Consider the following 13,517-nt stretch of genomic DNA (forward strand, 5'->3'; position numbering starts at 1 on the left):
TTTGGTAGTTTTTTACTATTTTTGAATATGAATGCAAAAGAACTTTCAAACGGATTACTACGAACCATATTCATTTTATTAGGCGTAAGTGCTTTATTTTATTTGCTTTACGCACTTTTTTCTTTGATAATTTATATTGTAATTGCCATTGTAATTGCTTTAATGGCAAATCCGATTGTTAAATTCTTAAACCAACGATTAAAATTTAAAAATACAATTGCTGTAATTACAACTTTAATTCTATTCCTATTAATGATTGTTGGTTTTGTATTTTTATTTGTTCCGTTAATCTTAAAACAAGGAGATAATTTATCACTACTTGATATTAGTTCTTTGGAAGCCAATTATAATCGTTTGATGGAAAACTTAACTTTATTTTTAAGTTCTTACAACATAGATTTACAGAGTATTTTAAATCCATCGCAATACACATCCTCGTTTAACTTTAATTTTGTTTCTAAAATTTTTAACAACATTGTTGGAATTCTGGGTAATTTAGGAATGGGATTATTCTCTGTCTTGTTTATTACTTTCTTTTTATTAAGTGAAAAACACAGCATCTTTAATGGTTTTAAATTCGTTTTACCTGATGATCAAGAAGCTAAAGTTTTGAATTCTATTCAAAAAATTAGGGATTTATTATCTAGATATTTCTTGGGATTGCTTCTACAACTCTTTATTATTTTAATATTGTATTTAGTTGTTTTCCTGATTTTTGGTGTTGAAAATTCGTTTATTATTGCATTACTTTGTGCTATTTTGAACATCATTCCTTACATTGGTCCGCTTTTAGGAATGCTTGTAGCTTCCGTTTTAATCATGTTAAGCGGAATGCAAATGGATTTTGTTACTGAAACACTTCCAAAAACTTTATATGTCTTAATTGGTTTAATAATTGTCCAACTAATTGATAACAATGTGAACCAACCTTTAATTTTTTCCAAAAGCACCAAATCACATCCGTTAGAAATTTTCTTAGTTATTCTAGCTGCTGGAATTTTATTGGGAATTACTGGAATGATTATCGCGGTTCCTGTTTATACCAGTTTAAAAGTCATTGGTAAAGAATTTTTACCTGAAAACAAAATCATAAAAGCTTTAACGAAAAAAATGTAACGTGGATTTTTCTAAAATTTTACAACCAGAAATTCAGCAATTTATTTCTGAAAATGGTTCGGTTAACATCAACCAATTGGCATTAAAGAAAAATCCGTTTCCTGAAATTCCTTATAGCGTACTTCTTAACCAAATTGCTGCCAAACAAAAAGCAAAAGATAAATTACCTACTTGGTATCATGCCAATAACATCATTTATCCAGAGAAAATATCCATTGAACAAACTTCTTCTGAAATTACGGCTAAATACAAAGCTTCTTTGCTTAGCGGAACATCTGTAATTGATTTAACTGGAGGTTTTGGAGTTGATGATTATTATTTTTCAAAAGTGGTAGAAAAAGTAATTCACTCTGAAATCAATGCAGAACTTTCTGAAATTGTTAAACACAATTGCAAACAGTTGCAAGTTGATAACATGGAATGTTTTGCTGGTGATAGTGCTGTTCTATTGAAAGATTTAAACCAAAAATTCGACACCATTTACATTGATCCATCCAGAAGAAATGATACAAAAGGTAAAGTGTTCCTACTAGCTGATTGTTTACCAAATGTGGTAGATTTACAAGATTTTTATTTTACTTATTCCAATAAAATTCTAGTAAAAACCGCTCCAATTCTAGATATTCAAGCAGGTTTAAACGAACTAAAAAACGTAAAAAAAATTCACATAGTTGCCGTTGAAAATGAAGTCAAAGAATTGCTTTGGGAAATAGAGAAAAATTGGAATTCAATTCCAGTTATAACCACTATAAATTTTGAAAAAAATAGAGTTTTTCAGAATGAGATTGCATTGAAAAGTAATGAAACTGCGACTTATAGTTTACCAAAAAAATATTTGTATGAACCTAATGCAGCTCTAATGAAATCAGGATGTTTTGAAGCTATATCATCCATTTTTTCTGTTGACAAATTACACCAACATTCCCATTTATACACTAGTGATTTATTACAACCATTTTCAGGAAGAAATTTTGAAATTATTACAGCAATTCCGTATCAAAAAAACGAAATCAAAACACATTTATTGAACAAAAAAATGAATGTTACCACAAGAAATTTCCCTTTAAAAGTAGATGAAATAAAGAAAAAACATAAAATTAGTGATGGTGGTACAATCTTTGCTTTTTTTACAACCAATCTAAACAATGAAAAAATAGTATTACTTTGCGAAAAAATTGAAAACCATGAATAAAATTATCTTACTACTGCTCTTCCCTATATTTTTACATGCTCAAAATAAAGATTGTATTTTCGAAATCGATCAAAAAACCGATTCTACTTCAACCAAATTAATGCAATCGAAACTGATTCATGAACGAGTTTTAGGTACAAACTCCGATTATTTATTCTTTAGTTTACTGAATTCCAATGGAGTACCAATGTTACAAGTGCAACAAGTACAAAACAGCAAAGATTTTATTCCAACAACCTGTTTGAACCAAAAATCAAAAGTAGTGTTACAACTTGCCAATGGAAAAATAGTGAATTTGATAAGTTATAACGAAGATGTTTGTAGCCAACTATCATCAAAAGACGGCATCAATACACGAATTTTAAACGGTTTTTTCTTATTTACTAAAGAAAATTACGAAGAACTAAAGAAGAGTCCAGTTTCTTTAATGCGAATTCAGTACACCGCAGACAACAAAAGTTACGTTCTAAAAAAGCTGCTTTTTTCAGAAACCTTAATGGAAACTTCTAATCCTGAGACATTTTTCATGGATTATTTGCATTGCGTAGAATAATATAAGAAGTTTATACAAACAAAAAAGCCTTGCAAATGCAAGGCTTTTTGTGATCGCGCCAGGATTCGAACCTGGGACCTACTCATTAGAAGTGAGTTGCTCTATCCAGCTGAGCTACGCAACCTAAAAACATTTTCGTCGGGGTGGCAGGATTCGAACCTGCGACCTCCTGCTCCCAAAGCAGGCGCGATAACCGGGCTACGCTACACCCCGAAAACAATTGCAATTCGTTAATACGACTCCCTACAATCGGGACGCAATAACTAGGCTATGGTAAACCCTAAAGCAAAAAAAGCGGAGAGACAGGGACTCGAACCCTGGCGACGGTTACCCGTCGACAGATTAGCAATCTGCTCCGTTACCACTCCGGCACCTCTCCAATAATCTTTACAAGAACTTATCTTTTTTGCGGTTGCAAATCTAAGATTTCCTATTGGATTTTACAACCTTTTTTAGTGTTTTTTTTATCATTTTTAATTTTCGATTTGGAATCAATTAAATTTCAACACTATACAAGAAAAAAATATTTAAATAAAATCTTGCTTTATGTGTCATTCCATTTAGAAATAGGGATATTTTAAAAAATAATAGGGTACTATAAATAAAAATAGTAAATTCGCAATTCAAACAAAATAAACACAATCATGAGTAAAAAAGTTGTAATAGTTTCTGCTGTTAGAACTCCTATTGGAAGTTTCATGGGAGCTTTATCTTCTGTTCCTGCTACTAAATTAGGAGCTGCAGCAATTAAAGGAGCTTTAAATAAAATTAATCTTGACCCAAATTTAGTTGACGAAGTTTTAATGGGTAATGTAGTTCAAGCTGGAAATGGTCAAGCACCAGCTCGTCAAGCAGCTTTATATGCTGGGTTACCAAATAGTGTTCCATGTACTACAATTAATAAAGTTTGTGCTAGTGGAATGAAAGCAGTAATGCAAGGTGCTCAAGCTATTATGTCTGGCGATGCGGAAGTTGTTGTTGCTGGTGGTATGGAAAACATGAGTTTAATTCCTCATTACGTTCACATGAGAAATGGTGTAAAATTTGGACCAACATCTTTAGTTGACGGAATGCAAAAAGACGGATTAGTTGACGCCTATGATAACAACGCAATGGGTGTTGCTGCAGATTTCTGTGCTTCAGAGCATAACATTTCAAGAGAAGAGCAAGATAATTTTGCAATTCAATCTTACCAACGTTCAGCTGCAGCTTGGGAAGCGGGTAAATTTGATACAGAAATTGTACCAGTTGAAGTACCACAAAGAAAAGGTGACCCAATTGTAGTTACTAAAGACGAAGAATATACAAACGTAAAATTAGATAAAATTCCAACATTAGCTGCTGTTTTCACTAAAGAAGGAACGGTTACTGCTGCTAATGCTTCAACAATTAATGATGGTGCTGCTGCATTAATTTTAATGAGTGAAGAAAAAGCAAATGCTTTAGGATTAAAACCTCTAGCTTACATTAAGTCATATGCTGATGCGGCTCAAGAACCAAAATGGTTTACAACAGCTCCAGCGAAAGCACTTCCAAAGGCATTAGATAAAGCGGGCTTAAAAACTTCTGATATTGAATTCTTTGAATTTAATGAAGCATTTTCAGTTGTTGGTTTAGCAAATGCAAAAATTTTGGGTTTACCAAACGACAAAGTAAATGTGAATGGTGGGGCTGTTTCTTTAGGTCATCCACTAGGTTGTTCTGGTGCTAGAATTATTGTAACTTTAATCAATGTTTTAGAACAAAACAATGCTAAATTAGGTGCTGCTGCTATTTGTAATGGTGGCGGTGGAGCTTCTGCAATTGTTATTGAAAGAGCATAAAATTATCATATATGAGTTGGTATGTGTTTTCATGTTCCAACTCATTTTTAATTCATACTTTTTATAAATGTTTGGAATTTGTAATCTAGCCATTGTACCTGTAAGAGCTGAAGCTAGTGATAGAAGCGAGCAAGTTTCGCAATTATTATTTGGTGAGCACTTTAAAATTTTGGAAATTCAACCCAAATGGGTGCAAATTGAAATTGCTTTTGATAGCTATATCGGTTGGATAGATAGAAAACAATACCAAACAATTACTGAAGAACAATACAATTACCTTAATTCTTCAACTAATGTTTTAAGTGCGGATTTAATAGAATATATTTCTAATACAAATAGCAATTTAATTCCAATTCCACTTGGTTCTTCTTTAGCTTTCTTAGAAAACGAAGAAATAAATGTAGAAAAATTCAGCTATGAAGGTATGAAGATTTGTGGTGTGAAAGAAAAATCTGCATTAGTTAAAACAGCTTTTATGTATATGAACGCTCCTTATCTTTGGGGTGGAAAATCTCCTTTTGGTATTGATTGTTCAGGTTTTACGCAGATGGTCTATAAATTAAATGGCTTTCACCTTTTTAGAGATGCTTCCCAACAAGCCAATCAAGGCGAACCTTTAAGTTTTATTGAAGAAAGCGAACCTGGAGATTTAGCTTTTTTTGATAATGACGAAGGAAAAATTATCCACGTTGGCATTCTCATGGAAAACAATTATATCATTCACGCTTCGGGTAAAGTAAGAATTGATAGATTAGATCATTTAGGAGTTTACAATGCAGAATTAAATAGACATACGCACAAATTAAGAGTAATTAAAAAAATAGTATAAAAAAAGTCCCGATTTTTATCGGGACTTTTTTTATAGTTTAGACGCTTTGTCTTTCATTTCAAGAATTTCGTAAGTTGCTTTCAAAATTTCCTTGGCCGCTATATTTTCCTTATCAAACTTGTAAGCAGTTTCAAAATTTGGTAATGCATCTCTAAATAAATTCTTTCTTTTTTCCATTAGCTCATTAAAAACTTTTTTATTATCAGAATTTTTATTTAACTCATTAATTAATGATTCCTCATCTTTAATTTTATCATAACCTAATTGTAAATAAAAATTTGAAACCAATTTCAATAAATCACTATCATCTGGAGTTTTTTCTAAAGCTAAATCAAAATATTTTTTTGCTTTTTCTTTATTTCCATTAAAAGATGCTAAATCAGCTACTATTTTATATACTTCAGCACTACTGCTATTTACTTTTACGTCCCTTGGTTTTTCATGAGTCTTTAATGTCAATACCTTAGAACGTGAACTTTTGTCAGGAAATAATTCTTCAACACCAGAAGCTAAATTAGTAGCGTAATATGATACTCCCGTTTTAAAATAATCACTTTCTAGGTATTCATCAAAAAGTTTTTCAGATAAAATATATTCTTCAGCTTGATAAGCTAAACGTGCTGCATTGTCTAAATTTAAACCATTTTTCTTATCTAAATTATATAAGAGATAAAAAACATCTGATGCTTGTTTGTACTGATTAGCTGCTATTAATTGAAAACCAGCATTAGATAATAATGGATTAAAAAAACTTAATGTCTTATTGATATCATCTGTATGAATTTTTATACCCGTTTTGGCTTCATAATCTCTTGTTTCAGTTACTGCAATAAAAAAATTATTCAAATTTTCAGGTGTAAACAGTTTCATTTGCTCAGCAGGAGATAAAGAGGCATCACCTAAAGAACTTAACTCAAAAATTGGTAACATTCCTTTATAAAAATTGGCGTAAACTTTATCATTTTCTTCCTTTACAACATTTTGTAGCCCACTTAATGCAGTTTTATAATTTTCTACATCTTTTGGAGAAGGTTTTTCTTTTGAATAAAGTTTTTTTAATGTCTTCATTTCTTCTTTTTGAGAAAAAGAGAGTATCGAAAACAATAGAGTTGTAGTTAATAATAGTCTTTTCATAAATAAAAATTTAAAGTAAAATAACTCAACCCATTACGAATGAGCTATTAGGTTAATTAATTTGTTTCTTCAGAATCAACATCCGTGCCAGTATCGCTGCTTTCAGTGTTGTCTTGAGTTTCGTCTTCAATTATTTCGTCTTCGTCTTCACGTAAAACTTTAGTTACAGCCGCAATAGAATCAGAACCTTTAATATTAATTAAACGAACACCTTGCGTAGCTCTACCCATTACTCGTAAATCAGAAACTTTCATTCTAATGGTTAATCCTGATTTATTGATAATCATCAAATCATCTTCATCGGTTACATCATTGATAGAAATCAATTGTCCCGTTTTTTCAGTAATATTTAAAGTTTTCACACCTTTTCCTCCTCTATTGGTAATTCTGTACACATCTTCACCATCTTCATCTACCACTTTAGTACGTTTTCCATATCCATTTTCAGTTACTACCAAAATTTGTGAATCAGCAACATGATCTTTATCTATAGAAACCATCCCAATAACTTCATCTTTTTCATCAGCTAATGTAATTCCTCTAACTCCCGAAGCTGTTCTTCCCATTGGACGGGTTTTCTCTTCTTCAAAACGAACTAACTTACCTGATTTCACAGCAACTAATACTTGACTATTTCCTGTAGTTAGTTTTGCACCGATTAATTCGTCGTCTTCTTTAATTGTTATAGCATTAATTCCATTTTGACGCGGACGAGAATACTGCTCCAAAGATGTTTTCTTAACCTGACCTTGTTTCGTTACCATAATCACATAATGACTATTGATGTATTCTTCGTTTTTAAGATCTTGAGTACAAATGAATGCTTTTACTTTATCGTCACTCTCAATGTTAACAATGTTTTGAATAGCTCTTCCTTTACTTGCTTTGGTTCCTTCTGGAATTTCATAAACACGCATCCAGAAACATTTTCCTTTTTGTGTAAAGAACATCAAATACTGATGGTTTGTAGCAACAAATAAATGCTCTAAGAAATCTTGATCTCTTGTTGCGGCACTCTTTTGTCCAACTCCTCCTCTATTTTGGGTTTTGTACTCAGAAAGTGATGTACGTTTGATATAACCCGCATGCGAAATAGTTACTACCACTTGCTCATCAGCAATTAAATCTTCGATACTTACATCTCCTCCAGCATATTCAATAACAGAACGTCTTTCGTCTCCGTATTTATCTCTAATTTCGGCTAATTCTTCTTTGATTAATTCCATTCTAAGTTCTTTACTTGCAAGTAAAGCTCTCAAATGTTCAATTAACTTCATGATTTCTTCATATTCTGCACGTAATTTGTCTTGCTCTAGTCCAGTTAATTGACGTAAACGCATTTCAACAATAGCACGCGCTTGAATATCAGATAAATTGAAACGTTCAATTAATTTCCCTCTAGCTTCATCTCCATCTTTAGATGAACGAATCAATGCAATTACTTCATCAATATTATCAGAAGCAATAATTAATCCTTCTAAAATATGTGCACGCTCTTCCGCTTTTCTTAAATCAAATTGCGCTCTGCGAACAACTACATCATGGCGGTGTTCTACGAAATGGTAAATTAAGTCTTTCAAATTCAACATTTGTGGTCGACCTTTTACCAATGCAATATTGTTTACACTAAAAGAGGATTGTAATTGTGTATATTTATAGAGTGTATTTAAAACTACATTTGGAACTGCATCACGTTTTAATTCATAAACCACACGCATTCCATTTCTATCCGATTCATCACGAATATTAGAAATACCTTCAATTTTCTTATCATTAACTAAATCAGCAGTATGTTTAATCATATTTGCTTTGTTCACTTGATAAGGAATTTCAGTCACAATAATTGCTTCTCTACCGTTTACTTCTTCAAAACTAACTTTAGCACGCATCACAATACGTCCTCTTCCTGTTTTGAAAGCTTCTCTTACTCCTTCATAACCATAAATAATACCACCTGTTGGAAAATCAGGGGCTTTAATATGATTCATTAACTCATCAATTTCAATATCGTTGTTATCAATGTAAGCTAAAGTTCCATTTACAACCTCAGTTAAGTTATGAGGTGCCATATTAGTTGCCATACCTACTGCAATACCCGAAGCTCCATTGATTAACAGTGTTGGAACCTTTGTTGGCATTACTGTTGGTTCTTGCAATGTATCGTCAAAGTTTAATTGGAAATCTACTGTTTCTTTATCGATATCTGCCAACATCTCTTCAGAAATCTTTTTCATTCTAGCTTCCGTATAACGCATTGCTGCCGGACTATCGCCATCAACAGATCCAAAGTTACCTTGTCCATCAACCAACAAATAACGCATACTCCATTCTTGAGCCATACGTACCATGGCATCATATACTGAAGTATCTCCGTGTGGGTGATACTTACCTAAAACTTCTCCAACAATTCTTGCTGATTTTTTGTGGGCAGACCTTGAGTTAACTCCCAAATCATACATTCCATAAAGTACTCTTCGATGTACGGGTTTCAAGCCATCTCTAACATCAGGAAGCGCTCTTGATACAATTACCGACATCGAATAATCGATGTAAGCTGATTTCATTTCATCTTCAATGTTAATAGGAATTAACTTTTCTCCTTCAGACATAAGTATTTATATTAAAATTATAATTCATTGTAAAACGTGCCAATATACAGCTTTTTATCTTTTTTAAAGCAAATTATTCAAGCATTTTTAAACGATTTATTAACAATTGTATGTAGAAAAAATGAACTAAATTATTGCTAAAGGTATTTTATATGTCATTTTTTTTTTGTCAATTAGCCTAATAGAGAAATTTCGGCATAGCAATTGTGAAATTTCCTATATTCTTAGTAACTTTACACGAATCTATTTTAAATAATATGGACGATAATTTTTCACCAAGAGTAAAAGATGTGATAACGTTTAGCAAAGAAGAAGCTTTACGATTGGGACATGATTTCATTGGTACAGAACACCTAATGTTAGGCCTTTTACGAGAAGGTCAAGGAAAAGCGATGGCTGTTCTAAATAATTTGGCTGTAGATTTTGAACACTTAAGACGAAAAGTTGAAATCATGAGTCCGCCAAATGCAACTGGTATCCAAAATAACGATAAACGCAATTTGCATTTAACACGTCAAGCAGAGAGAGCCTTAAAAACTACTTTTTTGGAAGCAAAATTGTATAACAGCTCCGAAATTAGCACCATTCATTTGTTGTTGTGTATTCTTAGGAACGAAAATGACCCAACAACAAAATTACTAAACAAACTAAAAATTGATTACGAAATTGTAAAAGACCAATATACCGCTATGATAACAAACGAAGACGATTTTATAGAAAACTTGCCAAAAGCGGAGTCATTTGACGATTCTGATAGTGATGATGCAAAAGAAAGCGCATTTAACTCTCCACCTCCATCTGGAAGTAAGACTACCAAAAAATCTAAAACACCTGTATTAGATAATTTTGGTCGCGACTTAACAGAAATGGCTGAAGAAGGTAAATTAGACCCTGTGGTTGGTCGTGAAAAAGAAATTGAGCGTGTCTCTCAAATTCTAAGTAGAAGAAAGAAAAACAACCCACTATTAATTGGTGAACCTGGTGTTGGTAAATCTGCCATAGCGGAAGGTTTAGCTTTACGTATTGTTAAGAAAAAAGTATCTCGAATTTTATTCAACAAACGTGTAGTTACTTTAGACTTAGCCAGTTTAGTTGCTGGAACCAAATACCGCGGACAATTCGAAGAACGAATGAAAGCCGTGATGAACGAACTAGAAAAGAATGAAGACATCATTTTGTTCATCGACGAAATTCACACTATTGTTGGTGCTGGTGGCGCTACAGGATCATTAGATGCTTCAAACATGTTTAAGCCAGCTTTAGCTAGAGGTGAAATTCAATGTGTTGGTGCTACAACTTTAGATGAATACCGTCAATATATTGAAAAAGATGGCGCTTTAGAAAGACGTTTTCAGAAAGTTATTGTGGAACCAACTACGGTTGAAGAAACGATTACTATTTTGAATAATATCAAGCCAAAATACGAAGATCACCACAATGTTATTTATACTCCAGAAGCTATTGAAGCTTGTGTGAAATTGACTAACCGTTACATGACGGATCGTTTTTTACCAGACAAAGCTATTGATGCATTGGATGAAGCAGGTTCAAGAGTTCACATAACCAATTTGGAAGTTCCAAAGCAAATATTAGAATTGGAACGCCAATTGGAAGAAGTTCGTGAGTTGAAAAATACCGTTGTTAAGAAACAAAAATACGAAGAAGCAGCTAAGTTACGCGATGATGAAAAACGTATCGAAAAAGATTTAGCGATTGCCCAAGAACAATGGGAAGAAGATGCTAAAAACAATAAAATCACCGTAACCGAAGATAATGTTGCTGACGTAGTTTCTATGATGACTGGAATTCCAGTAAATCGTATTGCACAAACTGAAAGTAATAAGTTAGCTCATCTACCTGAACTTATTAGAGGTAAGGTAATTGGACAAGACGAAGCAGTAAATAAAATTGCTAAATCTATCCAAAGAAATCGTGCTGGATTAAAAGATCCAAATAAGCCAATTGGTTCATTTATTTTCTTGGGACAAACTGGTGTTGGTAAAACCCAATTAGCTAAAGTGATTGCCAAAGAATTATTCGATTCTGAAGATGCTTTAGTACGAATCGACATGAGTGAATATATGGAAAAATTTGCAATTTCTCGTTTGGTGGGAGCGCCTCCAGGTTATGTGGGTTATGAAGAAGGCGGACAATTAACTGAAAAAGTTAGAAGAAAACCGTATTGTGTGGTTCTACTAGATGAAATCGAAAAAGCGCATCCTGATGTATTCAATATGATGTTACAAGTTTTGGATGACGGACATTTAACCGATAGTTTAGGTCGAAAAATCGATTTTAGAAATACCATTATCATTATGACTTCAAATGTAGGAGCACGTCAATTAAAGGATTTCGGTCAAGGTGTTGGATTTGGAACTGCTGCTAAAACGGCACAAGCAGACACGCATTCGAAAGGAATTATTGAAAATGCCTTGAAAAAAGCATTTGCTCCAGAATTTTTGAACCGTATTGATGATGTAGTTGTTTTCAATGCACTTGAAAAAGAAGATATCGACAAAATTATTGATATTGAAATGGCTAAATTGTATGATCGAGTAAAAGATTTAGGATACGATTTAAGTTTGTCTGAAAAAGCAAAAGATTACATAGCAGAAAAAGGATTTGACAGACAGTTTGGAGCGCGACCGTTAAAAAGAGCCATCCAAAAATATGTTGAAGATGCTTTAGCTGAAGAGATTATAGCCTCTAAGATTCATGAAGGTGATCAAATTTTTATGGATTTAGATGAAACGCTAGATGAACTGACAATAGACATCAAAAAAGCTGAAAAACCACGCTCCTAGCGTGGTTTTTAATTTTATTTTTTTATTTGAAAAAAAGCAGTACTTTAGATTAAATTTTACAAAGAATGAAAGACAAAGTTGTAGTAGGTAGTGAAGAATGGTGCTCCTTTCCTACTCTAGGAATCCCAACAATTAAAGCAAGAGTTGATTCTGGAGCTAAAACTTCAGCATTACATGCAATTAATATTAAAAATTTTCAAAAAGATGGTCAAGAATGGGTGAAATTCGATATTAACCCAATTCAAAATAATGCTAAAACTGTAATTCATTGTGAAGCAGCTTTAGTAGACCAACGTGTGGTAAAGAGTTCAAGCGGCTTTAGAGAGCGTCGTTATGTGATTAGTACACAATTGGAAATTGGAGGAAAACGTTGGGAAGTTGAAGTAACTTTAACCAATCGAGATTCCATGGGTTTCCGTATGCTTTTGGGACGCGAAGCCATGTCTGGAAGAATTTTGGTTGATCCAGAACAAAAATACCTTTTAGGACAGCCGAGTAACGAAAAACTAAAAGAATACTATTATACAGAAAGTTCCGAAAAAAAGGGTTTACGAATTGGCGTTTTAGCTAGTAACCCAGAATTATATAGCAACAAAAGAATCATGGAAGCTGGCGAATTACGCGGTCATGAAATGCATTTCCTAAACCTAAAATACTGTTATATGAAACTGGATGCTGATAATCCAGAGATTCATTACCGTGGTGGAAAAATTTTAAGTGATTTTGACGCTGTAATTCCAAGAATTAGACCGAGTATGACGTATTACGGTTGTGCTTTAACGCGTCAATTTGAAGCCTTGAAAGTTTTCGCTTTGAATAATGCAGCTGCTATAAGTCAGTCTCGTGATAAATTATTTTCCTTGCAATTGCTTTTAAACAGTGGCGTTGATATTCCTACAACTGGATTTGCCAATTCTCCATTAGATACAGACGATTTAATTAAGATGGTTGGTGGTTCGCCTTTAATTGTAAAATTACTGGAAGGAACACAAGGAAAGGGTGTTGTTTTGGCAGAAACTAAAAAAGCGGCTGAATCCGTAATTAATGCATTTAAAAGTCTGAATGCCAATATCTTGGTTCAGGAATTCATCAAAGAAGCAAACGGAAAAGATTTGCGTTTATTTGTTGTAGATGGAAAAGTAGTAGCAGCTATGCAAAGAGAAGCCGCTCCAGGTGAATTCAGAGCGAATATTCACATGGGTGGAACTGCATCAGTTGTGAAAGTAACCGCTGAAGAAAAACGAATTGCCATCAAAGCAGCAAAAGCGATGAATTTAAAAGTGGCTGGTGTTGATATCATTCGTTCTTCAAAAGGACCATTGTTATTGGAAGTAAATTCTTCTCCAGGATTGGAAGGAATTGAGGGTGCAACTCAAAAAGATATTGCTGGTGAAATGATTAAAGCTATTGAGAAACATTACAAATGGAAGTAGTTCTTTAATTAAGAACTACTTTTA

At 33.0% G+C, this 13,517-nt stretch carries 9 protein-coding genes and 3 tRNA genes; 7 read left to right on the forward strand and 5 right to left on the reverse strand.

All coding sequences use genetic code 11. From position 1 onward, the window contains the following. Positions 1-27: 27 nt before the first annotated feature. Genes DPN68_RS10070 through DPN68_RS10080 form a run of 3 tightly spaced genes read left to right on the forward strand, consistent with a single transcriptional unit; the run spans position 28 to position 2,861 of the window. A complete protein-coding gene (locus DPN68_RS10070; RefSeq protein ID WP_113989532.1) occupies positions 28-1,116 on the forward strand; it encodes an AI-2E family transporter in 1,089 nt (362 codons plus the stop codon). Position 1,117: 1 nt separating this feature from the next. Further along, the gene (locus DPN68_RS10075; protein ID WP_113989533.1) at positions 1,118-2,308 is read left to right on the forward strand and encodes a THUMP-like domain-containing protein; all 1,191 of its coding nucleotides are present in this window, start codon (positions 1,118-1,120) and stop codon (positions 2,306-2,308) included. Beyond that, the gene (locus DPN68_RS10080; protein WP_113989534.1) at positions 2,301-2,861 is read left to right on the forward strand and encodes a hypothetical protein; all 561 of its coding nucleotides are present in this window, start codon (positions 2,301-2,303) and stop codon (positions 2,859-2,861) included. Before DPN68_RS10075 ends, DPN68_RS10080 begins: the two co-directional genes overlap by 8 nt. A gap of 50 nt (positions 2,862-2,911) precedes the next feature. On the opposite strand, the gene DPN68_RS10085 is transcribed toward DPN68_RS10080, so the two are convergent. From DPN68_RS10085 to DPN68_RS10095, 3 genes are all read right to left on the reverse strand, one after another. Next, a tRNA-Arg gene (locus tag DPN68_RS10085) sits at positions 2,912-2,985 on the reverse strand. Positions 2,986-2,999: 14 nt separating this feature from the next. Next, positions 3,000-3,074: transfer RNA gene (locus DPN68_RS10090), tRNA-Pro, on the reverse strand. Positions 3,075-3,156: 82 nt separating this feature from the next. Then, positions 3,157-3,240: transfer RNA gene (locus DPN68_RS10095), tRNA-Ser, on the reverse strand. Positions 3,241-3,505: 265 nt separating this feature from the next. On the opposite strand from DPN68_RS10095, the gene DPN68_RS10100 reads away from it, so the two are divergent. Together DPN68_RS10100 and DPN68_RS10105 are read left to right on the forward strand one after the other, a co-directional pair. Beyond that, a complete protein-coding gene (locus tag DPN68_RS10100) occupies positions 3,506-4,684 on the forward strand; it encodes an acetyl-CoA C-acyltransferase (RefSeq protein ID WP_113989535.1) in 1,179 nt (392 codons plus the stop codon). Between the two features lie 67 nt (positions 4,685-4,751). Then, the gene (locus DPN68_RS10105; RefSeq protein WP_113989536.1) at positions 4,752-5,513 is read left to right on the forward strand and encodes a C40 family peptidase; all 762 of its coding nucleotides are present in this window, start codon (positions 4,752-4,754) and stop codon (positions 5,511-5,513) included. A 30-nt stretch (positions 5,514-5,543) separates the two neighbouring features. Here DPN68_RS10105 and DPN68_RS10110 read toward each other — a convergent pair whose 3' ends face one another. Beyond that, positions 5,544-6,647 carry a tetratricopeptide repeat protein gene (locus DPN68_RS10110; protein WP_133256593.1) on the reverse strand — a complete coding sequence of 368 codons (1,104 nt, stop codon included), beginning with the start codon at positions 6,645-6,647 and terminating at the stop codon, positions 5,544-5,546. Between the two features lie 56 nt (positions 6,648-6,703). After that, on the reverse strand, positions 6,704-9,256 hold the full coding sequence (gene gyrA / locus DPN68_RS10115) for a DNA gyrase subunit A (RefSeq protein ID WP_113989538.1): 2,553 nt from the start codon (positions 9,254-9,256) through the stop codon (positions 6,704-6,706). Positions 9,257-9,513: 257 nt separating this feature from the next. On the opposite strand from gyrA, the gene DPN68_RS10120 reads away from it, so the two are divergent. Together DPN68_RS10120 and rimK are read left to right on the forward strand one after the other, a co-directional pair. Next, a complete protein-coding gene (locus DPN68_RS10120; protein WP_113989539.1) occupies positions 9,514-12,060 on the forward strand; it encodes an ATP-dependent Clp protease ATP-binding subunit in 2,547 nt (848 codons plus the stop codon). 65 nt (positions 12,061-12,125) lie between these two features. Beyond that, positions 12,126-13,493 carry a 30S ribosomal protein S6--L-glutamate ligase gene (gene rimK, locus DPN68_RS10125; protein ID WP_113989540.1) on the forward strand — a complete coding sequence of 456 codons (1,368 nt, stop codon included), beginning with the start codon at positions 12,126-12,128 and terminating at the stop codon, positions 13,491-13,493. The last annotated feature ends 24 nt before the right edge of the window (positions 13,494-13,517 follow it).

The sequence above is a fragment of the Flavobacterium tibetense genome, from assembly GCF_003293845.1.
Lineage (GTDB): Bacteria > Bacteroidota > Bacteroidia > Flavobacteriales > Flavobacteriaceae > Flavobacterium > Flavobacterium tibetense.